A 21,933-nucleotide genomic window follows, 5' to 3' on the forward strand; every position below is an offset into this window, starting at 1 on the left:
AAAAAGTCGTCTTTTTAAACAACTCATAACTTCATCAGTAACGCGCTCAAAACACCCATCCTTCAATAGGTTTTAACTATTAAAACAAGTGATAAATGCAGCTTTATTTTCTATGTGGGATCGGGCATAGTAGTCTCAAATGAATTTTAGGAGAAAGATATGTTCGCAGTTATTTTTGGTCGCCCAGCTTGCCCTTATTGTGTTCGTGCTAAAGAGCACGCTGAAACGCTAAAAGCAAAACGTGACGATTTTAACTACCGTTATGTTGATATTCATGCGGAAGGTATCTCGAAAGCAGATTTAGAAAAAACTGTTGGTAAACCAGTAGAAACGGTTCCTCAGATATTCCTAGACCAAGAACACATTGGTGGCTGTACAGAGTTTGAAGCTTACGCGAAAGAACACCTAGGTCTTTTCGACGAGTAAGAATGCAAATTACTGCATAAAAACGATTGCTAAAAAGCCCGCAAAATTATGCGGGCTTTTTTTATTGATGAACGGCAGGTTTGCTCAATAATTTACTTATTTTTTTTTGTTATTACGTTAGAATCGTCACACTTTATAGTTCTACTGTTGCACATGTAATAATTGAGATAATTTGTGAACATCGACGTCGTCCTTTTACTTGAACAAAATCCGATATTGCTAATTTTTGTCGTATTAGCACTTGGCTTAACTATCGGAAAAATTCGTTTTGGCAGCCTACAGTTAGGCAATTCCATCGGTGTACTCATCACTTCTTTGTTGATGGGACATTTAGGGTTTTATATTAACCCTGAAACGTTAACTATCGGTTTTATGCTCTTTATCTATTGTGTCGGTATTGAAGCTGGACCGAATTTTTTCGGTATCTTCTTCCGTGACGGTAAAGATTATCTCATTCTCAGTGTCGTCGTACTGACGACAGCAACGTGGATCACCTATTTCGGCGGCTATTATCTCAACCTCGATTTTGGACTTGCAGCGGGTATGATGGCTGGCGCCCTAACCTCTACTCCCGTGCTCGTAGGTGCTCAAGATGCGTTGAATTCTGGTTTAGCAACCGCTCCTCGTAATATGGAGTTATCGACCATTCTGGAGAATATGTCTGTTGGCTATGCGATGGCGTATCTGATTGGTTTAATCAGTATGATTCTGTTTGCTAAGCTGTTACCAAGGCTGCAAAAACAGAATCTATCCGACTCTGCACAACAGATTGCTCAAGAACGAGGCATTGGCGGTAACAGCCAACGCAAAGTCTATCTACCCATTATTCGCGCTTACCGCGTTGGCCCTGAACTGATTAAATGGGTCGACGGTCGTAACCTTCGCGAACTAGGCATTTATGGCCAAACAGGCTGTTACATCGAACGAATCCGCCGTAACGGTATTCTAGCCCATCCAGACGGTGAAGCTATCTTGCAAGAGGGTGATGAAATCGCACTGGTTGGTTACCCTGATAGCCATGCGCGTCTTGATTCTAGTTTCCGAGAAGGTAAAGAAGTTTTCGATCGTAACTTGCTGGATTTGCGTATTTCTGAAGAAGAGATCGTGGTTAAGAACGACAAATATGCTCAGAAACGTTTATCCGATTTAAATTTATCTGAATACGGCTGTTTCCTAAACCGAGTTGTCCGAGCGCAGGTAGAAATGCCGATGGACCTAGATATCGTGCTAGCCAAAGGTGACATTCTTCAGGTTAGTGGCGAGAAAAGCAAAGTATTAGGTTTAGCTGACAAAATCGGTTTCATTTCGATTCACAGCCAAATGGCAGATTTGCTCGCATTCTGTAGCTTCTTCATCTTGGGCATACTGTTCGGTTTAGTCACTATGACTTTCGGGCAGGTCTCATTTGGTTTAGGTAATGCTGTCGGTCTTTTACTATCAGGTATTACTCTGGGCTTCTTACGAGCAAACCACCCTACCTTCGGTTATGTTCCGCAAGGGGCTCTGAACATGGTGAAAGACTTAGGTTTGATGTTTTTTATGGCGGGCATAGGTTTAAGCGCCGGTGGAAACATGTTCCAGCACTTATCTGAAGTAGGTGTGCAAGTGCTTGGCCTTGCGTTCTTGGTCAGCTTCGTACCTGTGGTGTTTGCTTATCTCGTTGGTGCTTACTTGCTTAAGATGAACAGAGCTCTTCTTTTCGGCGCGATCATCGGTGCGCGTACTTGTGCTCCTGCGATGGATATTGTGAACGACTACGCTAAGTCAACAATTCCAGCACTGGGCTATGCTGGCACTTATGCGATAGCCAACGTTTTGATGACACTGACAGGTACCATCGTTATTCTCTTGTTCTAGCTTTCAAATACCGCGGCTTAAGCAGTGTTTGAAAGCAATGAGATGAACGATGAATGTAAAAATCGATGAAAAGAAAAAAGGCGCTTTTAATAAGCGCCTTTTGTTTATTTCGAATCCGAGGGATTAGATATCAATAACGTCAAATGCCACTTCTGGGTTAACGTCTGCATCGTAATCCACACCTTCAACACCGAAACCGAACAGTTTTAAGAACTCTTCTTTGTAGAGTTCGTAGTCTGTCAGTTCTTTTAGGTTCTCAGTGGTAATTTGAGGCCATAGATCACTACAGTGTTTTTGGATATCTTCGCGAAGTTCCCAGTCATCTAGACGCAGACGATTTTTGTCGTCTGTTTCTGGCGCTGCGCCGTCTTCTTTATAGAGACGCTGGCTGAACATGCGGTAGATTTGCTCCATACAACCTTCATGGATGCCTTCTTCACGCATTTTCTTAAATACCATCGCAATGTAGAGAGGCATTACCGGAATTGCAGAACTCGCTTGAGTCACAACAGACTTAAGAACTGCAACGTTTGCAGTACCGCCTGTTGCAGATAGCTTCTCATTCAGAGCTGCTGCTGCACGATCTAAGTCCATCTTCGCACGACCTAACGCACCATCCCAATAGATTGGCCAAGTTAGCTCAGTACCGATGTAGCTATAGGCTACTGTTTTACAGCCTTCAGCCAGAACGCCGCCTTCTTCAAGCGCTTGCATCCAAAGTTCCCAGTCCTGACCACCCATTACAGTAATCGTGTCTTGGATTTCTTCTTCAGTTGCAGGCTCAACGCTTGCTTCGATGATGACATCTTTATTGGTATCAACCGCTGTTGAAGTGTAAGTCTCACCAATTGGTTTTAGTGCAGAACGAACCACTTCGCCTGTTTCTGGCATTTTACGAACTGGAGACGCAAGAGAGTAAACAACTAAGTCAATTTGACCTAAGTCTTGTTTAATAAGCTCTACAGCTTTTTGTTTAGCTTCGTTTGAGAATGCATCGCCGTTCAGGCTTTTCGCATATAGACCTTCTTCGTGAGCAAGTTTGTCAAATGCTGCTGCATTGTAGAAACCTGCCGTACCCGTCTTCTTCTCTGAACCCGGTTTTTCGAAGAAAACACCGATGGTTGCAGCACCGCCGCCAAACGCAGCAGCAATACGAGAAGACATGCCGTAGCCACTAGAAGAGCCAACAACAAGCACGCGCTTAGGCGCATTCTTAATTGGACCTTGTGCTTTAGTGTAAGCAATTTGTTCTTTTACATTAGCTTCACAACCCACTGGGTGCGTTGTTGTACAGATAAATCCGCGAATTTTAGGTTTGATGATCATATTCAACTTCCTTCAAAAATCTTCGCTAGGATAAAAGGTTCAACCACAATTCGCACCCTATTTCTGTAAAAATAGTCCGATTTAGCAAGTGGTTGGATCACTTTCCATCAACATTTTCCAAGCGACATAAAAAAGGCTTCACTATGGAAGCCTTTATATAAGTGAGCACTCTTGTCCTTAAGCTACGTTGTTTAGCTTAGGTTTCACTGTCTGATTGGTCAAAACTTTTGAAAAATCATGGCTAAAGTGATCCACTTGAATCGCCATATAACGCAGTTTTTCAGCCGCCAAAATGGCATCAATTTCGTCAACTGTTAACACACCCGCTTCTTTGGCTTGAATTAAACGATCCGCGAGCAAACCTTTACGAGCCACTTTACCCTCTTTCACTCCGCGATAGAGTTTCTTCTCAAGACCTTGGATGGAGTAAAGCGACAGGAATGCTTTTTCCATCAAGCCAACACTGTCATCTTCGTCTTTACCGATGTAACAAAGGTGAGTCAAACGGTCGCGATGAGCGCCTGGAATCATTAAGCTTTCAGCCACAGCAAGCGTTAAATCATTGCTTGGTGCTTGATAATGGTTGCCCAATGGGAATAACAAGCCTTTTAACAACTTACCCACCGCTTTTGACGGGTAGTTTCTATACACTTCGTTCATAGACTTCGCAGCATGGTACAAACAATGTTGCATTGCGTAGTGAACATAGTTGAGATCAGACTGGTGGCGACCATCATCTTCGTATTTTTTCAAGACCGCAGACGCCATGTATAAATAGCTCAAGCCGTCACCCAAACGGGCAGAGATCATCTCTTTACGTTTCAGTTCACCGCCAAGCGTTAACATCGCCATATCAGCACTCACTGCCAACACGCGGCTTAAACGAGTGAGCTGTTTATAGTAAGTTTTCGTTGGACCACTCATATGCGCTTTAACAAATGCAGAACCTGTTAACGCCGCAGTAAGAGCACCTATCGAATTTTTCGTTGCGTGACCAATATGTTTGAACAACAACTTATCGAACTCTTTCGCCCCTTCTTTTTCATCAGGGTTCGCCGCTGCTTCCATCTCTTTCAATACATAAGGGTGGCAACGCGTCGCACCTTGACCAAAAATCATTAGGTTACGGGTTAGAATGTTCGCTCCCTCAACGGTAATCGCAACCGGAACACCTAAATAGTGACTCGCCAAATAGTTCATCGGGCCGTCTTGAATTGCGCGACCAGAATGGATGTCCATAGAGTCATTCAAAATTGTACGGGCGATCTCGGTCATGTGGTATTTGGCAATTGCCGTCACAATACCCGGTTTCTCTTTCAGATCTAGAGATGTAGTCGTCAGTGTTCGGGTCGCCTCTAGCAGATAAGTTAAACCACCAATTCGGCCTAGAGATTCAGCAACACCTTCAAATTTACCAATCGGCATACCAAACTGCTTACGAACGTAGGCATAAGCACCTGTAGTACGAGCCGTTAGGTGACCAATCGCTGTACCCAAAGCAGGCAGAGAAATACCGCGACCTGCTGACAAACATTCCACCAGCATACGCCAACCTTTACCTGCGTAATCTGATCCGCCAATCAGCCAATCCATAGGGATAAACACATCGTTACCGCGTGTTGGGCCATTCATAAACGCAAGCCCGAGCGGGTCATGGCGTTCACCTATCTCAACGCCTTCGTGACTCGCTGGAATCAACGCACAGGTAATACCGATATCTTCTTTGTCACCCAGTAACTTTTCAGGGTCACTTAGCTTGAATGCCAAACCAACCACTGTTGCCACGGGTGCAAGCGTGATATAGCGTTTGTTCCAACTTAAGCGAATACCCAGAACTTCTTTACCTTCGTGTTTGCCGTAACACACTACTCCTTGATCAGGAATACCACCCGCATCAGAACCGGCCTCTGGTCCTGTTAGTGCGAAACATGGGATATCTGTACCGTCAGCAAGGCGCGGCAACCAGTAGTCTTTTTGCTCTTGAGTACCGTAATGAGAAAGTAACTCACCTGGGCCTAAAGAGTTAGGAACCATGACGGTCACAGCAGCACTGATTGAACGTGTCGCAATGCGTGAAACGATGGTTGAGTTTGCTAAAGCAGAAAACTCACGGCCACCATACTCTGAAGAAATATTCAAAGAGAAGAAACGCTCTTTGCGCATGAATGTCCAGACATCCTCTGGCAAGTCACGATCTTCTTTTACTATTTTATGGTCATCAAGCATTTCAAGCAGGGTTTCCAGCTCGTTATCCATGAATGACTGTTCTTCAGCAGTAAACGACGGTTTTGGGTAATGGTGAAGCTTTTGAAAATCTGGCTGACCAGAAAACAGCTCTCCATCCCACCAAACACTGCCCGCTTCCATTGCTTCTTTTTCAGTACTAGACAGCGGTGGCAATACCTTCTTAAACAGCTTAAAGGCAGGGTCACTTATCCATTTTTGTCGTAGAGAGCTCATTGTTCAGATCCTTTTGTTCACGGGACTTTATTATTATTTTTTTGCTTATATTTTCGCTGCAACGCCAGCAGCAAGATATGGAATGATCTGGTCAACAACAACTTTTGCATCGACCATACTTCCAAAATCATTTTCTGCGATTTCTGCCAGCGCCTTACTTGAAGCCATAGTGAAAACACATGTGCCTAAGGTAAAGTGCAGACGCCAAAACAGAGTCTCGCGTGTTAATTCAGGGTTCGCTTTCATTACCGAGTCAGTAAACAATTTCAATACATCTTGGTAACGAGTGGTGATAAACCAGCGCAGATGCCCCTGTACATCTGTATAACCCCTTCCGATCAACAACATAAATCGGCTCGTACCGTGTGTACTGACCTTGTTGAGATTCTTCAAAGGTCCACGCAATGATTCAAACACATCCTCCATTGAGTAAGACTCACGTTGATTCAACGCAATCAGAGCTTTGTGTACTTCCGGCATAAACGCCTCTAAGTACCGGTTCAGCACTGCGCGAACCAAAGTTTTCTTATCACCGAAGTGATAATTCACTGAAGCCAAATTGACTCCGGCTTTGCCGGTAATCGTTCTTAACGAGGTATCATTAAAACCTTGTTCAGCGAAAAGTCCTTCAGCTACATCCAGTATTTTTTTTTTGGTACTACTTCTCGACGCCATTCATCACTCACAGGAAATACTTAAATCAAACACCTGTTTGAAATATACTTCTGATACACAAAATTAACAACAGATTAACATCACACTTCTTGATCTTACTTTGCCATTTCCTTGCATCCTTAGTAATCGATAACGCCAAGCAAAAAAACTTCATATTTTTTCAATCCACGAGGAACTAAACCAAAAACGCACAGTCATAATTAGTGTCCGTTGTTAGCGCATTAAGAGTTTCACAGGCCGTCAAACTGTTTTTTCTTCTAACAACACGAACACCACTGCTTTTCATATTTAACTCCATTTTGTATCCGCCCAGATCGCCTATGTTCTGGGCTTTTTTTTATGTGTTTCAAACAGCTTCTGGTTAAATTCACAAAGGGATATGGCTTTTCTTCGACGATGAATAGATGCAAGATAGAACCAAATAGGTCTAGGCTAGCGCTTTAGACGGTAGGCGATGCAAATGAACGAGCGTTGAAATGAAAAAAATATTGCTGGTAGAAGACAATCGAGAAGTGGCGGGAATATTGTTTGATTACTTTGAAAGTGAAGCAATGGAGCTCGACTATGCCGATAATGGCGAACTAGGCCTTAAGCTAGCTTTAGAAACCCCGTTCGACGCCATCATTTTAGATTTGATGCTACCACGTATGGATGGATTAACCGTCTGTGAGAAACTTAGAGAAGCCGGTAACACTACACCAGTGCTAATGCTTACTGCTCTGGATAGTCGCGAAGATATGCTGAGCGGCTTTAAATACGGCGCCGATGACTACCTGACCAAACCTTTTGATCTCGAAATTCTTGAAGCTCGCCTGCGCGCATTAATTAAGCGTTATAGAAGGACAGTTACCGAAACGTCTCTCGAATTCGCTAGCCTACGCATCGATCAAAAAACGCATCAGGCGTATCGAGACGGCATCAAGCTTTCATTAAATCCGACCACCTATTCCATTTTGGAACTGCTTTGCCAACGCGCTCCCGATGTAGTCACTCGCGAAGAAATTACGGACATGCTTTGGCAGGACAACGAGCCAAACAACGATGTACTGCGTAGCCATATTTACCAACTCCGTAACCAGTTAGATAAGCCCTTCGAGTCTTCTATGCTGGTCACCGTACCTAAAATTGGCTTCCGTTTGGAGAAGGTATAATGAACAACATTAGTTTTGCCAATACCCGTACTCTTACTGGCCAGTTAGCCTTTTTTTTTACTGGTGTTGCTTTGGTTATGGGCTTAGCCAGTTACATTATTTTTTACACAGCACTGCACTGGTCAGAAGACAAAGTTGGTGAACGACGTATCGAAATAGATAAAAATGAAGCAATCGCTCGCTTTATGAATGGTGAACAAGGAAAAATCACCATTGATGTCCTTACCACTGCCTATAACGATATCAGCCTAGTTCCAGCCGAATACCATAAGTATTTTGAAGGCAGAGATAGCTTTGTTGGTGAAGTTGGAAGCGACCCAGATTCACGTATGGTGTTTTTCAGCTATTACTATAAAGACGGTTCGAAAAAACCGGTCATCTTGCTGTCGGATATCAACCAGGTAGAGTTCGGAAACAATGAAACCTTATTTTCTGGCCTTATTGTTATCACCAGTGTCGCGGGACTTCTACTCATCTTTGGCGGCCTACTGTTACGACTCTCGCAACGTTTAATCGAACCGATTAATAACCTCACACAGCAACTGACAACGCACAGTGGCAACGCTGCTCATGTATTTGAAATACCTAGCGGCGGTGCGAGTGAATTTAAAATTCTAGCCGACGAGCTCAATCAATATCGTCATGAAATTCACAACCTAATTAAGCGTGAACAAGCGTTTGCCCGCTATGCCAGCCACGAACTAAGAACGCCGTTAACCATAGTAAAAGGCGCGAGCAAATTATTGGAACGCAATGCCTCTGACGATTTCCAAAAACGTCAAATTGTACGTATCAATGAAGCCACCGCTCAAATGAGCACCATGGTTGACGCTCTGCTCGGTCTTGTGCGTTATGAACGCAGCGAAGAAGAAGCCGTTGTAAGAGACGTGAGTAAAGACGAATTTGAAACCATTATTGAACTCAACAGTGCTCAGGCTAAAGACAAAGATATCGAGATTGCTTTGGTTTTCCACCAAATGCCTAAACTCAAAGCTGCACCCGCTGTTTTAAATATGGTAGTAGGAAACCTGCTGCGAAACGCCATTGCCGCCACACATCAAGGAGAGATCACTCTGGAAGTCTCGGCTGACTCTTTGTGCGTCAGAGACAACGGCCCTGGTCTTAATCAGGCAAAAAATCAAGATGGGCATGGCTTAGGTTTACTGATAGTAGAAGACTTATGTCGCCGATATCACTGGCATTTTTCGATTAAGAATCGTCCTACTATAGGCTGCGAAGCCTTAATCAGTTTTGAGCAATAAACTTACGTGTGAGCAGAGTTGTTAAGGTTATAATGCGCTTCCCTTGGCTATTTCATTGCAACAGGAAGAGTTATGAAACTCGCAAACAGCCCTATTACTGAGCACCATTTCAACGGTCATCATTTTTATCTCAAACGTGATGACCAGTTGCACTCGCAGTTTAGTGGTAATAAAGCCAGAAAATTCATGTCTCTACTGGAGGCTGATTTGCCTCAAGTAACAACACTGATTGGCTATGGCTCTGCTCAAGCTAACTCGTTGTATTCAATGGCAGCTTTAGCTCGTATTCGTGGCTGGCAGCTAGAGTTTTATGTTGACCATATTCCTGCATGGCTAAAACAGCGCCCAATTGGCAACTACCGTGGCGCTCTGGAACTTAACGCTAACATCATAGAAACCCGTCCATTTGGTCTGCATCCAAGAGAGTATATTGAACAGATTCGGCAGCCAGATGAAAGGTGTTTGTCTGTTCCTGAAGGTGGGCGTTCAAAATTGGCCGAAGCCGGTGTCAAACAACTGGCATCTGAGATTCTGGAATGGATTCGCATGCAACCTAAACAAGAGTGGTGTGTCGCACTGCCTTCGGGAACAGGTACTACAGCGCTCTTTTTGCACAAAGCGCTTGAACCCCATGGAGTTCAGGTCATCACCTGCCCTTGTGTCGGTGGCGAAGAATACCTTACGGAACAGTTCTACGAGCTTGGTGAAACAAGCCATCCAGAGATACTGCAACTTGATAGCAAACACTACTTTGGTCATCTCTATCGTGAAGATTTTGATATCTGGCAACAGCTTCAAGAGCAAACCCATGTCGAGTTTGATTTGCTGTATGACCCTCTCATGTGGCGCTGCTTGATCTCTTGGCTGGAAAAAAAGTCATTTGCAAACGCTGATATACAAACTGATAAACGCCCTGCACTCATCTATATTCATCAGGGTGGTCTGTTAGGTAATGAGAGCATGCTTCCTCGTTACCAACGCCAATTTGACCTATAAGGAACGGCTTTATGTCTAAATATTTTGCCCTATTGTTGGTACTTGTTAGCCCTATCTCGATGGCTAAAACGATCTCAACTCCAGCGACTCCCGTCCCTGTAGTTGTCGATGGCAATGTAGGTAAACGCGTTTGCTACTATCAAGACCAAGCATATTCAGAAGGCGCACTATTGCAGGTCGGAGAGCTATACATGATTTGCCAAGCAGCAAACAACTTTGAAACTAACGGACAGTTAAAGTGGGTTCAACTCAACAATGACAAAAAGTCTCACAAAGAATAATTGATGTGTGAAATGAAGAAGCCTACTCGGAAACAAACCGATTAAAGTAGGCTTCGAGATAATTATTGTCCCATGACTACACGAGCATTAATTGCTTGAATCGGACGGTTATTATGCCCCATCAACTGTTCAAACTTCTCAACCTGATCGGCTGAAATGGTTAATGGCTGCTTCAATACCAACCAGCGCACACCTTCAGAACACGGCGGTGTAGTTAATGAACCATTAAAGCGGTAGTACTGCTTTTCTTTTGGTAACAAAGACGTCACGTCAAACGGTTTCGACAGATCCGCTTTTGCTTCTTCTTTTGGTGCTACAGTTAGTAAATTTGCTAACTCAGTGTTCTGCTCACCCAATTTAAAAAACAGAGAAACAACCGCTAAGTGACCGTCTTTATCAGCATGAACATAATGCGCTTCTAACGGATAAGACTGCCCATCGACATGGTTTTCTGAAGGCGTATGAAAGTGGAACTGCTTTAACTCAAAAGCCTTATTATCAACCCACAATGTATTCTGCTCAGAAACAGATGCTTGCAAAGTGTGACCATTGTTAGTGACAGACACTGCTTGACCGGAATAATCAAACTTAAGGTTTTTCAGTTCTGCTTTTGTTACAGCGCTGATATCGATAGGACTCTGGTTTTGCCCTTGAGCACATATCGCTGAAACCTTACCCCAATGCTCAGGCGCATGCTCCCCGTGATATCCCCAATCAGAAGCTTGAACTTGGCTCATTGAAGCAAGAATCATTGCAGCAGCCACTAGCGTTTTTTTCATCGTTTATCCCTGTTAACTAATAGAAAAACCGGATAATTACACAGAGCAATAGCTGAAAAATTGATGGAAACTTTGATTACTCAATTGTGATAAATCCGAGTCACCGAAGTTAGAGACTGATGCAAATTTTTAATTAGCTAATACTTTTCTGCCCACGTCCAACACACAGATAACTTTATTCTGAATTCATTGTTAAACATGCTTGAAATAATCGTCCAACATTGGAGTTAATAGTGACAGCCACTTTCCATACGCATATGAGTTAAGGTGAAGGTCATCGGCACTGCAAGTTAATGGCAATACACCTTGCGGGCATATGACCGTATTCAAATCGATGTACTTTGCTCCAGTGTGGTTACACAGTTTAATGAGCTCTTGATTTAACTGTGCCACGAGAGGATTTAACTCGTTTAGTCGCTGACCGACAAATAACGTCGATTGCACCCATACCTCGATATCTCTCTCATGCCAGTAGTTCAGCATCTGGCTATAGTTCTCCATAATTTCGTCAACACTATAGCCTTGAGACAAATCGTTAATTCCAGCCATCATGCAGATGAGTTTCGGCTGACAGACGGTGGTGCTTTCGATTCGATACTTCATTCCATCCGTTGTATCGCCACTCAAACCACGGTTTGCTAACGTCACGCCTTGAATACCATCATGCCAAGGCCCCCACTCTGTTATGGAATCACCATACATCACCAGTTCGACAGGTTTAGCAAAAGCTATGTGGTTATCTTGGGTTTGCATAAATCGAATCACCTTTTGAGTACGTTGATTAAGATCGAGCGACTGAGCTATCTGCTTAAACTGCTCTGGAGCAATATTGAAACCTTCAAGTGATTGGGTTAGCTTCTCAACGTCTGTTTTAAATCTCGAAATTCGAGTTGTTAAATCGTGTTCATCACGTAATGTATATAGCTGTTCGACCAGAGTGTAAAAATGTTGGGAAGGGTTAGCTTGATAGAGTTTTACCAAGTCTATGCATTCAGCGTTCGTGAGTTCATTTAAAAGCTCTTCTCTGGTCATTTATTGACTCCTTTCTTCTCATCTGATGATAAAACCGATGAAAGTCTTACATTTGCCATCAATTTTTTCGGAAAATGCTGGTAAAGGCTTGCTATTACCCTACAAGACGCATAACACTCTCACCTCAAGAACGATGAATATAACCACGAATAAGAGGCAATATGAATCATTTGATATCAGTAAGTGCACTTGAGTCATTTTTAGTTGCAATCAGTGTACTTTTCCTAGGGCATTTCATTAATGCCAGGTTGCCAATTCTCAACAAATTTAACATTCCAGAGCCAATTGTTGGCGGCTTGATTATCGCCTGCGCTATTACAGTACTGCATTTTTATGGCGTTGATTTAGAATTTGATTTACCACTACAAAACACATTCATGTTGATGTTCTTCGCCACGGTTGGTCTTGCGGCCAACTATACACAGCTGATGAAAGGCGGAGCAAAAGTGTTTATTTTCTTAGCTATCGCATCCGTCTATATCATCATCCAAAACGCCGTGGGAGTGTCACTGGCAACGGCCTTGGGTTTAGAGCCGCTAATGGGTTTGATAGCAGGTTCAATCACGTTGTCTGGCGGCCACGGCACAGGAGCGGCATGGTCTCAGACTTTCCAAGATGTCTATGGCATGAATAACGTTCTCGAAATCGCAATGGCATCTGCTACTTTTGGTCTGATCATCGGCGGCATAATCGGCAGTCCTGTTGCACAACGTCTGGTGGAAAAGAACAACATTGAGTCTGAGTACGGCAGAGGTTCTAAAACGCACGAGAAATTCCCAGAATTGGTTACCTACAATGAGTATGAAGAAGATAAAGTGACAGCAAAGAAAGTCATTGAAAAGCTGTTCTTTCTACTTATCTGCGTAACTGGGGCAAAGTATTTGGAACTTTGGGTCAGCTCTTATGAAATCTCATGGCTGATGATTCCCGATTTTGTCTACGCTTTGTTTATTGGTGTCATCATTACCAACTTCTTAGAAGTCACTAAAATCCGAAAATTAGACGCTGAAACCATCGATATGTTGGGTACAGTATCTTTAGCTTTGTTCTTAGCCATGGCGCTAATGAGCCTTAAACTTTGGAACATTTTCGACCTTGCGATTCCGTTCTTAGTCATTTTGGCGGTTCAGTCAGCCATGCTTGCGGTATTTACCTATTATGTGACGTTTAAAGTCATGGGCAGCAACTATGACGCGGCTGTTATTTCAGGGGGACACTGTGGCTTTGGTTTAGGAGCAACGCCTACAGCGGTGATGAATATGGGTTCTATCGTTAATCGTTTTGGACCATCACCCCAAGCTTTCATGGTGGTTCCTATTGTCGGAGCATTCTTCATCGACATTGTTAACCTGATCATCTTACAGGGCTACATATCGTTTTTAGGTTAAGCTGTTCTAAAGACTGGATACAAAGAAGGTACGCAATGCGTACCTTCTTTTTCAGATAAGAAAAAAGACGCCATAAGGCGTCTTTTAACATTAATTTGGCGGTGAGCAAGAGATTCGAACTCTCGATACGTTGCCGTATACACACTTTCCAGGCGTGCTCCTTAAGCCACTCGGACAACTCACCGGAGGTTAACCATAACGGCTAACGAGGCGCTAATTTAATGATTCAGCTAATGATCGTCAAGGAAAAATCCAAAAAAAAGCGTTCTAACTAAGTTATTTGCTTACTAATTGGCTAAATTGAATATTTTCCCTACAACTGTGTTTTATTTCTTTATCTGTATCACATCGCACGGTAATAGCCAGGCACCTTAAACCAACGACGACACATATCGAGGAAGTAGCCATAAATCACGCCCATTCCACAAGAAACCACAGCGTTACTCGCAACGGCTGTCATTATTTGGTCTGTAGAAGCACCAACTGTGTATAGGATTGCAGCATATACTGGTGACTGGAAAAGCACATAAGCAACGAGGTCTGACACGTTTTTCATCAAACTGGTTTCTGAAATACGGCGACCTTGTCTCAGCATAAAATCTCTAAATACACCGTAAGGCCAAGCGATGGCGATATTTACGGGAATAGACAGAGTTCGCGACGCTAGTGACTGCTCAAATGTCATCTGAGATATAAATATTTCAATAATCATCCCCGATACAAAGCAGAAAACAACCATTGCAAAAGTGTCCGCAGCAGCATGACGTATACAAAAAGGGCCACGAGCTTTCATTTATGTCCTCACAAGATAATAAACTGCAAAATTAGCGCTCTCATAACACATATCACCACCATCAAAAGATCAGGCAGTTGATGGCGCCATTAGAGCACAACTTATATGGTTTTTGATCTCGTATTTTTATTCAGTTACTAAATAAACAACCATAAATGAAATGCAAAGTAGCATCTCTCTCTTATTTCACACCGTTATAACAAATGATTCATCTATGCTTAAAGTTGTGAAACTTAAGCCTTTAGACTCTTCTAATGATTTAAAAATCTGACAGTAATATGGTTAATAAATCGATAGAAGCTTTAGGCGGTAGCTCCCCTTCTTCTAGATGAGATTTTACCGATGCCAGCGTCGTTACCAGTTGACTATCACTAGGCAGATCCAAGGAGTTTTCTAATAACTCAACTATGTCTAATGCTTCACCGACTGCTTTATTTTCGATGGCGATATAGAGTTTTACTAACAGCTCCTCAGCGCTGCCACTAAAAGTGAGTTTAGGCATTTCTGAATGGTACTGGTAAAGCTTGTTGATGTGCTTATAGAGAGCATCATCCAGCTCACCTGCATTGATAGGTTTCGCGACTATCGAGTCTGCTCCGGCATTCAATAAGCTTTCCCTTGTATCTTTAAACACATCGGCGGTACAGCCAAGGATCAGAACTTGAGATTGAGGGCCTTGTAGTTGACGGATTGAATGTATTGCTTCAACACCGTCTTTGACTGGCATGTGGTTATCCATAAGAATGAGGTCAAATTGCCCATTCGCAACAGCTTGTATTGCTAGTTCACCATTTTCAACACATTCACATTCAAAACCTTTATTTTTCATAAACGTTTCGATGATCATGGTGTTGGTGCGGTTGTCTTCCACTATCAAGACTTTCAAACCAGAATAGCTTAAATGACGCGAATGATGACTCTCGACCAATTCAGGCTCACAAACATCAATTTTCAGATTTACTTGAAAACTAGTGCCAATATCCACCTTACTGTTAACGGAAACGGTTCCTTCCATAAGTTCAGCGATCTGCTTAACAATCGCTAAGCCTAGACCAGTGCCACCGAAACGTCGGGTGGTTGATGATTCCGCCTGTTCAAATGGCCGGAATATTTTCTCCTGCGCCGCCTTCTCGATACCAATACCAGTGTCACGGACTCTGATACTCAGATAGAGTTGACCATCAAGCTTCACTTCGCTGAAAAATACTTCCACAAAACCACGCGAGGTAAATTTCACCGCATTGTTTAATAAGTTAAACAGAATTTGGCGAATTCTCGCCTTATCGGCATAGTACCAGCGATTTTCAGGTACTTCTGAGTGAACCTTAAATTGCAAACCTTTTTCGTTGCAGAGAGAGGAATAAACACTAGTGACACTGCCAATCATGAATTCAAGTGGGAACTTGCTGTTATCAAGCTCCATGTGGCCTTGTTCGAACTTAGAGAAATCAAGCATCTCATTAAGGAGTGACATCATGTGTTCGCCTGACTCATACAGGCTTTTCAACTGTTTACGTTGCTGAGGTTTTAAGTCTCCACGCAGTAGTATCTGAGCCATACCGAGAACGCCGTTCATGGGTGTGCGAATTTCATGGGACAGAGTGGCAAGGAAAATACTTTTCGATTTTGTCGAGGCTTGCGCTTTGATTTTCTCCGCTTCCAAATACACAGTCTTCTGATTGAAGGTATCGATCAAATAGCGAATTTCATCTTGGCTGTTGTAAGGAACATCAATTATGCCCCCCTCTTTTGATTCATCAACTTTTTGCGCAATCACGACTATTGGGTTAATCAAATAACGATTAATTAAGTAGTACCCGAACATCAGGCAGAAAAGTAGTAGTGGCAAAATACCTTTCTCAACACTCATCACTAAATCAAACACATCATCGTCGACCAATCGATGTGAGTTCACTACATCAAGCTTCCAGTTAAAGTCACCAAAGGCGTATTTACTGACATACGCACCATCTCGTAACCTGAAATTATGCTCTGTAATCGTTGAACCGTATGAATCTCGCAACGAAACACCCAGTTGGTATCTCTCAGCGTGAAGTGAAATCAATGCCGTCAAGCTTTGTAAAGAAAGATCCACCGTGGCTACACCAGCAAATTCACCGTTTACATAATACGGCGAAGTCACTGTAATCATTTGGATCTGAGTGAATGAATCCACATAAACAGGAGACCAAAATATACTACCGCTAGGCTCTTCCATTCCTGCCACATACCAAACTTCACTGTCGTATCCACCTGCTTCAGGGTTATTCCAAGAATAAAGTTGATCGATTTTTCCATCTGTGGCTCGGTTAAAGAACAAGCCTTTGTACTTGGTATTAGCGTTGATACTGTAGGGCTTAGGCCAAATACCGCCGCTAATAACAACATCATCGACAGTAGAAAATATCGAACGTAGCATGCGAGAAGCCTCTTCTTGGCTTTCTGATGCTTGAGCAATACTAACAATACTTTGCAGAACGCCAACCGAACGATTAAGAGGCTCTAAAATTTGCGACGAAAGAAGCTCAGCACGCAAGTCCAGATACTGCTTCAACTCTTTTCTGAAAGGGGAATCCACAGCCAAGTATGTTAGCGAGCCAATCGTGGCTAGGAAAAAGCACAAATACACGATGAGAGCGAACATGCTCTTGCGCTTTAATGATGAACGTATTTCCATAAGCCCTTGATAAAAAATCCTTTAACAACAGTATAGTGAAATTATATGGGAATTTACCTACTACGGGCTGTAAATGTTAATCCAAACCGCATTTTGTTTGTTAAAAAACGGGGGGGCTTTTGTGAACTCGCATCAAAAGGCGGTTAAAGGTAAGATAGTGCCAATTTTTGAAGTGAAGTATGGAACCTTATTTTGACCTTACACGATATCCTTACCCAACCTGAATTTGAAGATAAGTTGCTCAACGAAGCGAAGTCACGTGGTTTTGTTGCTGCAATGGCCTGTGCGCCAAACATTCTTCCACCGCAAGAATGGTTACCTTTTCTTTGGGGTGGCGAAGAAGTTGCGCCTTTTAGCGATGGAGAGCAGCTAGAAACATACATCCAGCATATTATTGATATGTGGAACCAGTATCGCTCTTCGTTTCTAGAAGGTACTTGGGTTTGGCCTGAAGGTTATGACCTTGACGAAGAGGAAATCGTTACCGATTCAGTACGTGATTTCTGTGAAGGTCTACTGCAGGGTTGGCAGCTTGCCCGTGATGACTGGGAAGTGCTAATGCCTGAAGAGAGCCAAGATAATGCTCTACTGGGCGGCGTTCTTCTTTCTCTCAGTATGCTTTACGATCCAGAGACAGCATTGACGACTTTAAACGAACAAGGTATGGAAGGCTTAGATCAGTTTGAAGAGATCTACGCTGCGATCCCAGTCATGCTCTGCGGCTTAACTCAGCGCGGTGTTGCTCTCGCTGAAGCTCAGTAGTAAACATCTTCTATGAGAAACAAAAAAGCCAGCATCATGCTGGCTTCTTTCATTTTAATTTGCGTATCAATGAGTTGGTAGCCGCGCTTAAGCGTTACCTTTAACCTTGATATTAAGCTGCTCTGCGAAATCCAACATACGATTTAGTGGGATCAAAGACTTAACACGTAAATCTTCATCAACAAAAATTTCGTGTTCGCTGCCACCATCTTTTAATGCTTTTTCAATCGCTTTTAAGCCGTTCATTGCCATCCAAGGACAATGCGCACAACTACGACAAGTTGCACCCGCACCTGCTGTTGGCGCTTCGATCAGTTCTTTCTCAGGAACCAACTGCTGCATCTTGAAGAAAATGCCTTTGTCTGTTGCGACAATCATTTTCTGATGCGGAAGTTCTTTCGCTGCTTTGATCAACTGGCTGGTAGAACCTACTGCATCAGCCAGTTCAACAACACTTGAAGGTGATTCTGGGTGCACCAAAATTGCCGCCTCAGGATAAAGGCTCTTCATCTTCTTCAGTGCATCTGCTGAAAACTCATCGTGTACCACACACTCGCCTTGCCAAAGCAGCATATCTGCGCCAGTTTTGTTCGCGATATAAGAGCCAAGATGGCGATCTGGTCCCCAGATGATTTTCTTATCTTCTGATTCAAGTTGCTCTACGATCTCAAGAGCAATACTCGACGTCACTACCCAATCAGCTCGCGCTTTTACAGCTGCAGAAGTGTTCGCGTACACAACCACAGTATGGTCTGGGTGCGCATCGCAAAACTCGGAAAACTTGTCAGCAGGACAGCCTAGATCAAGCGAGCATTCTGCTTCTAATGTTGGCATTAAAATACGTTTTTCTGGGGTAAGAATCTTCGCAGACTCGCCCATAAAACGTACGCCAGCAATAATCAAAGTGCTTGCTGGGTGGCGGTTACCAAACTTTGCCATCTCCAGAGAATCACCAACAAAACCGCCTGTTTCTTCCGCAAGGGCCTGAATCTCTGGGTCAGTGTAGTAATGCGCGATTAAGACTGCGTCTTTTTCTTTCAGCAGCTCTTTAATACTCGCAAGGTAGGTTTGCTTCTCTTCCGCCGATAATGGAATCGGTTTTGGAGGGAATGGGTAAACCGTATCGATTTTATCTAATATATGGCTCATTGCTCATGCTCTATGCAACTTCCTTTAGTCCGGGCATTGTACACCGACATAGAATAGATAGGCAAAAATGATTCTTTTGAACAACGACAGGAGGTTTAGTCACCTATAAGCAATATTCGTTGCGATAGATAATTGTTAAAGGAAAAAGAGGCTGCCACTTGGCAACCTCTTTTCTATCATCTAATTTTTATTATTTCAGATTTTCACTGGCAACTTTCGCCGAAGCGCTGGTTGGATATTCATCAACCACTTGTTGGTAGTACTTTTTAGCCTGAGCAGCATTGTTATTTCGGCTAGCGATATCACCTAACTTCACTAAAGCATCCGCTCGCTTGTTAGAATCTTGATAAGAAACCACAGCAGCAAAGCTAGTCACAGCTTCTTTGTCTTGTTTCTTAGCAAAATACAATTGTCCTAACCAATAATGCGCATTAGGAGCAAAATTTGAGTTTGGATAATCTTTTTGGAATTGTTGAAAAGCAGCTATCGCGCCAGCGTAGTCACGTTTCTTCAGAATTAGGTCTACGGCATTTTGATAGGCCGCTTGTTCATCAGCGTCACTGCTGAATGTACCTTGAGGTACGTCTTCATCGTTAGATGCTGCCGCCGCAGGTGCAGGCTTTTTCATTTCACCACGAACGCGGTCAAGCTCGACAAACAACTCCCTTTGGCGTTGTAACATCTGCTGCATATCGTAGTTATTTTTTTCTATCTGCCCACGTAATTCATTAATTTCGAGAGCCATATTGTCTAGCTGTTGCTGCATTTGCACTTGGAGGCGCGCACGATTCTCAAGCAGACGCTCTAATCGCTGAACTTCCGATTCTGAAGAAGCTGTTCGAGTAGAAGAGGCTTGGCTAGATGAATTATTGCTGAGATCAGATACTGGAGCTGGTGCAGCGAACGAACTGTTCGCTGCACTTGCCAGTAACGTAAGCGTGATCACGCGCTTTAAGTTACTGAACATGAGGTTCATCCCCGAATTAGTATACTAGAACTGCACGGCGGTTCTTAGCATATACTTCGTCAGATTGGCCAAGAAGAAGAGGCTTCTCCTCACCGTAGCTAACGATAGAGATTTGGTCAGCTTGAACACCTAGTGCTTCTAGGTATTTAGCTACTGCTTGCGCACGACGCTCGCCTAGTGCGATGTTGTACTCTGGAGTACCGCGCTCATCAGCGTGACCTTCGATAGTTACTTTAAGGCTTGGCATTTTGCTTAGGTAAGCTGCGTGAGCCGCTAGCATTTCTTCGTAGTCGCCAGCGATAGTTGCGTTATCGAATGCGAAGTAAATTGTTGAAGTTTCACGTAGAGCTTGTTCTTTAAGCTCTTGCTCAGAAAGCTGACCGTTTTGATCCATTGGAGAAACAACAGTTGTGTCAACTTGGTTAGCTGAACCTGAAGTTGATTGGTTAGTTGTTTCTGAACCAGCGTTGCTTGCTGCGTCATCGCTTGAACTACAAGCTGTCACTGCTAGTACAGGTAGCGCAATTAGTAGCCCTTTAAGAACTTTATTAAGTTGCATCTTGTTTTCCTTTATTTTGTATTTTTCGCTATAAGAACGGAGACCAGGCAGGAGCGCGTACACGTCCGTTGGTTGCCGGTAATCTAGCTTTAAATCTTCCGTCTATTGAGACCATCGATAATACGTTGGTCTTGTTGTAGATGGAACTGTATATAACCATACCACCATTCGGCGCAATACTTGGAGACTCATCAAGCAAAGTTTTTGTAAGAACTTGTACTGATCCCGTTTCCAAATCTTGTTTTGCCAGGTTAAAGCCAGAGTTTGAACGATTCACCATAACGAGGAATCGACCATCCGGAGTAATCTGACCGCCTAAATTTTGGCTGCCCTGCCAAGTCAAACGCGTCGTTGCACGGTCTGACAAATTTACTTGATATATCTGTGGTTTACCACCCCGATCTGATGTAAATATGAGCGACTCACCATTCGGATGCCAAAATGGCTCCGTGTTATTTGAGCGACCACTCGTTATTTGCGTCAGCTTACGGGAAGCCAAATCCAAGGTGTACACTTGTAGACTGCCTGTTTTGGACAGTACTAACGCCAACTGTTTTCCGTCAGGAGAAAATTTTGGTGCCCCATTATGACGTGGGTATGACGTCACTTTTTCACGAGTTCCGGTGTAAATGTTCATCAGATAAATTTCTGCCTGACCATTTTGGAAACTAACGTAAGCCAGTGTTTTGCCATCCGGCGACCACGAAGGTGACATTAGAGGCTGTTTAGAACGAAGAACCAATCTTTCGTTGTAACCGTCGTAATCTGCAACACGTAATTGATATGGGTATTGGTCTTTATCATTCACGACCACATAGGCAATACGAGTTAAAAATGCACCTTTTTCTCCAGTGAGTTGTTCGTAGACAAGGTCTGAAATTCGATGCGCGTATTCACGCAGTCGTTTCGCAGGTACGGTCGCAACCTTGTTGAACAGTACATGATCTTTAGAAAGAACCAACTGGCCATCTGAACTCAACGCTTTACCTTGCCCCTGAGTCAGTTGCCCACGTACAACGTCTACTAGTTGATAATTGATAACATAGTTACCTTCAGCATTTTGGGTAATGCTTCCTGTAAGCAACGCATCGACACCGATACTGGTCCAAGCATCAAACTTCACTTGTGTTTCAGTGTACGGAGTTTGCGGCATTTTGCTTGTAGGAATTGGGCTGAATTTCCCACTTCTTTGTAGGTCTGATGAAATAACAGCCGAAACATCTTGTGGTAACGGAGCGGAACCTTCCCATTTGAATGGAACAATAGCTATTGGGCGCGCAGAGTTAATACCATCGGTAATAACCAGCTCCAACGCTGCATTGGCAAATTGCAGACTACTTGTGATGACAAGTACACATCCTAAAATCAATCGCTTAAACACAAGCTTTATCCT

At 43.3% G+C, this 21,933-nt stretch carries 19 protein-coding genes and 1 tRNA gene; 8 read left to right on the forward strand and 12 right to left on the reverse strand.

Translation table 11 applies throughout. The features are described 5' to 3' along the window. The first annotated feature begins 159 nt into the window (after positions 1-159). Complete coding sequence (locus ACRQQK_RS00610; protein ID WP_042488255.1) at positions 160-426, forward strand: GrxA family glutaredoxin; 267 nt, start codon at positions 160-162, stop codon at positions 424-426. A gap of 174 nt (positions 427-600) precedes the next feature. Next, positions 601-2,283: an aspartate:alanine antiporter gene (locus tag ACRQQK_RS00615; RefSeq protein ID WP_457509377.1), complete on the forward strand. Its 1,683-nt coding sequence runs from the start codon at positions 601-603 to the stop codon at positions 2,281-2,283. A 123-nt stretch (positions 2,284-2,406) separates the two neighbouring features. On the opposite strand, the gene fabV is transcribed toward ACRQQK_RS00615, so the two are convergent. From fabV to ACRQQK_RS00630, 3 genes are all read right to left on the reverse strand, one after another. Then, a complete protein-coding gene (gene fabV / locus ACRQQK_RS00620) occupies positions 2,407-3,609 on the reverse strand; it encodes an enoyl-ACP reductase FabV (RefSeq protein WP_457509379.1) in 1,203 nt (400 codons plus the stop codon). 177 nt (positions 3,610-3,786) lie between these two features. Further along, on the reverse strand, positions 3,787-6,069 hold the full coding sequence (locus tag ACRQQK_RS00625) for an acyl-CoA dehydrogenase (protein ID WP_457509381.1): 2,283 nt from the start codon (positions 6,067-6,069) through the stop codon (positions 3,787-3,789). A gap of 45 nt (positions 6,070-6,114) precedes the next feature. Continuing rightward, positions 6,115-6,744, reverse strand: coding sequence for a TetR/AcrR family transcriptional regulator (locus tag ACRQQK_RS00630; protein WP_457509383.1), 630 nt, complete (start codon positions 6,742-6,744; stop codon positions 6,115-6,117). A 476-nt stretch (positions 6,745-7,220) separates the two neighbouring features. On the opposite strand from ACRQQK_RS00630, the gene ACRQQK_RS00635 reads away from it, so the two are divergent. The 4 genes from ACRQQK_RS00635 (at position 7,221) to ACRQQK_RS00650 (ending at position 10,434) form a co-directional block, all read left to right on the forward strand. Further along, on the forward strand, positions 7,221-7,895 hold the full coding sequence (locus ACRQQK_RS00635; RefSeq protein WP_457509385.1) for a response regulator transcription factor: 675 nt from the start codon (positions 7,221-7,223) through the stop codon (positions 7,893-7,895). Beyond that, positions 7,895-9,157: a sensor histidine kinase gene (locus tag ACRQQK_RS00640; protein ID WP_457509387.1), complete on the forward strand. Its 1,263-nt coding sequence runs from the start codon at positions 7,895-7,897 to the stop codon at positions 9,155-9,157. Before ACRQQK_RS00635 ends, ACRQQK_RS00640 begins: the two co-directional genes overlap by 1 nt. 72 nt (positions 9,158-9,229) lie before the next feature. Then, on the forward strand, positions 9,230-10,153 hold the full coding sequence (locus ACRQQK_RS00645; protein WP_457509389.1) for a 1-aminocyclopropane-1-carboxylate deaminase/D-cysteine desulfhydrase: 924 nt from the start codon (positions 9,230-9,232) through the stop codon (positions 10,151-10,153). Positions 10,154-10,164: 11 nt separating this feature from the next. Next, positions 10,165-10,434 carry a DUF1496 domain-containing protein gene (locus ACRQQK_RS00650; RefSeq protein WP_457509390.1) on the forward strand — a complete coding sequence of 90 codons (270 nt, stop codon included), beginning with the start codon at positions 10,165-10,167 and terminating at the stop codon, positions 10,432-10,434. 62 nt (positions 10,435-10,496) lie between these two features. Here ACRQQK_RS00650 and ACRQQK_RS00655 read toward each other — a convergent pair whose 3' ends face one another. After that, the gene (locus ACRQQK_RS00655; protein ID WP_457509392.1) at positions 10,497-11,213 is read right to left on the reverse strand and encodes a carbonic anhydrase; all 717 of its coding nucleotides are present in this window, start codon (positions 11,211-11,213) and stop codon (positions 10,497-10,499) included. Positions 11,214-11,405: 192 nt separating this feature from the next. Beyond that, positions 11,406-12,245 (reverse strand): SGNH/GDSL hydrolase family protein, encoded by an 840-nt coding sequence (locus ACRQQK_RS00660; RefSeq protein ID WP_457509393.1) that lies wholly within the window; start codon positions 12,243-12,245, stop codon positions 11,406-11,408. A 161-nt stretch (positions 12,246-12,406) separates the two neighbouring features. On the opposite strand from ACRQQK_RS00660, the gene gltS reads away from it, so the two are divergent. Then, positions 12,407-13,633, forward strand: coding sequence for a sodium/glutamate symporter (gene gltS, locus ACRQQK_RS00665; RefSeq protein ID WP_457509395.1), 1,227 nt, complete (start codon positions 12,407-12,409; stop codon positions 13,631-13,633). Positions 13,634-13,729: 96 nt separating this feature from the next. Here the strand turns inward: gltS and ACRQQK_RS00670 are convergent. The 3 genes from ACRQQK_RS00670 to ACRQQK_RS00680 form a co-directional block, all read right to left on the reverse strand. Continuing rightward, a tRNA-Ser gene (locus ACRQQK_RS00670) sits at positions 13,730-13,817 on the reverse strand. Between the two features lie 159 nt (positions 13,818-13,976). Next, the gene (locus tag ACRQQK_RS00675; protein ID WP_042486582.1) at positions 13,977-14,426 is read right to left on the reverse strand and encodes an L-alanine exporter AlaE; all 450 of its coding nucleotides are present in this window, start codon (positions 14,424-14,426) and stop codon (positions 13,977-13,979) included. Positions 14,427-14,685: 259 nt separating this feature from the next. Then, positions 14,686-17,103, reverse strand: a complete 2,418-nt coding sequence (locus ACRQQK_RS00680) for an ATP-binding protein (RefSeq protein WP_457509397.1) — start codon at positions 17,101-17,103, stop codon at positions 14,686-14,688. 189 nt (positions 17,104-17,292) lie between these two features. Between ACRQQK_RS00680 and ACRQQK_RS00685 the strand changes: the two genes are divergently transcribed. Then, positions 17,293-17,865: a UPF0149 family protein gene (locus ACRQQK_RS00685; RefSeq protein ID WP_457509459.1), complete on the forward strand. Its 573-nt coding sequence runs from the start codon at positions 17,293-17,295 to the stop codon at positions 17,863-17,865. Between the two features lie 87 nt (positions 17,866-17,952). Here ACRQQK_RS00685 and nadA read toward each other — a convergent pair whose 3' ends face one another. The 4 genes from nadA to tolB form a co-directional block, all read right to left on the reverse strand. Beyond that, entirely contained in the window at positions 17,953-19,014 is a 1,062-nt protein-coding gene (gene nadA, locus ACRQQK_RS00690; RefSeq protein WP_102986875.1) for a quinolinate synthase NadA, read from the reverse strand. Positions 19,015-19,204: 190 nt separating this feature from the next. Then, a complete protein-coding gene (ybgF, locus tag ACRQQK_RS00695) occupies positions 19,205-19,981 on the reverse strand; it encodes a tol-pal system protein YbgF (protein WP_457509400.1) in 777 nt (258 codons plus the stop codon). Positions 19,982-19,997: 16 nt separating this feature from the next. Continuing rightward, on the reverse strand, positions 19,998-20,540 hold the full coding sequence (gene pal / locus ACRQQK_RS00700; RefSeq protein WP_042486596.1) for a peptidoglycan-associated lipoprotein Pal: 543 nt from the start codon (positions 20,538-20,540) through the stop codon (positions 19,998-20,000). 28 nt (positions 20,541-20,568) lie between these two features. Further along, positions 20,569-21,921, reverse strand: coding sequence for a Tol-Pal system beta propeller repeat protein TolB (gene tolB / locus ACRQQK_RS00705; protein ID WP_457509402.1), 1,353 nt, complete (start codon positions 21,919-21,921; stop codon positions 20,569-20,571). Between the last annotated feature and the right edge of the window lie 12 nt (positions 21,922-21,933).

The organism is Vibrio sp. C8 (genome assembly GCF_054051265.1).

What these genes read in the sequence shown, in the direction of transcription:
- ACRQQK_RS00610 (WP_042488255.1), top strand. Translation starts at nt 160, where the DNA reads ATGTTCGCAGTTATTTTTGGTCGCCCAGCTTGCCCTTATTGTGTTCGT.
- fabV (WP_457509379.1), bottom strand. Translation starts at nt 3,609, where the DNA reads ATGATCATCAAACCTAAAATTCGCGGATTTATCTGTACAACAACGCAC.
- ACRQQK_RS00625 (WP_457509381.1), bottom strand. Translation starts at nt 6,069, where the DNA reads ATGAGCTCTCTACGACAAAAATGGATAAGTGACCCTGCCTTTAAGCTG.
- ACRQQK_RS00630 (WP_457509383.1), bottom strand. Translation starts at nt 6,744, where the DNA reads ATGGCGTCGAGAAGTAGTACCAAAAAAAAAATACTGGATGTAGCTGAA.
- ACRQQK_RS00635 (WP_457509385.1), top strand. Translation starts at nt 7,221, where the DNA reads ATGAAAAAAATATTGCTGGTAGAAGACAATCGAGAAGTGGCGGGAATA.
- ACRQQK_RS00640 (WP_457509387.1), top strand. Translation starts at nt 7,895, where the DNA reads ATGAACAACATTAGTTTTGCCAATACCCGTACTCTTACTGGCCAGTTA.
- ACRQQK_RS00645 (WP_457509389.1), top strand. Translation starts at nt 9,230, where the DNA reads ATGAAACTCGCAAACAGCCCTATTACTGAGCACCATTTCAACGGTCAT.
- ACRQQK_RS00650 (WP_457509390.1), top strand. Translation starts at nt 10,165, where the DNA reads ATGTCTAAATATTTTGCCCTATTGTTGGTACTTGTTAGCCCTATCTCG.
- ACRQQK_RS00655 (WP_457509392.1), bottom strand. Translation starts at nt 11,213, where the DNA reads ATGAAAAAAACGCTAGTGGCTGCTGCAATGATTCTTGCTTCAATGAGC.
- ACRQQK_RS00660 (WP_457509393.1), bottom strand. Translation starts at nt 12,245, where the DNA reads ATGACCAGAGAAGAGCTTTTAAATGAACTCACGAACGCTGAATGCATA.
- gltS (WP_457509395.1), top strand. Translation starts at nt 12,407, where the DNA reads ATGAATCATTTGATATCAGTAAGTGCACTTGAGTCATTTTTAGTTGCA.
- ACRQQK_RS00675 (WP_042486582.1), bottom strand. Translation starts at nt 14,426, where the DNA reads ATGAAAGCTCGTGGCCCTTTTTGTATACGTCATGCTGCTGCGGACACT.
- ACRQQK_RS00680 (WP_457509397.1), bottom strand. Translation starts at nt 17,103, where the DNA reads ATGGAAATACGTTCATCATTAAAGCGCAAGAGCATGTTCGCTCTCATC.
- nadA (WP_102986875.1), bottom strand. Translation starts at nt 19,014, where the DNA reads ATGAGCCATATATTAGATAAAATCGATACGGTTTACCCATTCCCTCCA.
- ybgF (WP_457509400.1), bottom strand. Translation starts at nt 19,981, where the DNA reads ATGTTCAGTAACTTAAAGCGCGTGATCACGCTTACGTTACTGGCAAGT.
- pal (WP_042486596.1), bottom strand. Translation starts at nt 20,540, where the DNA reads ATGCAACTTAATAAAGTTCTTAAAGGGCTACTAATTGCGCTACCTGTA.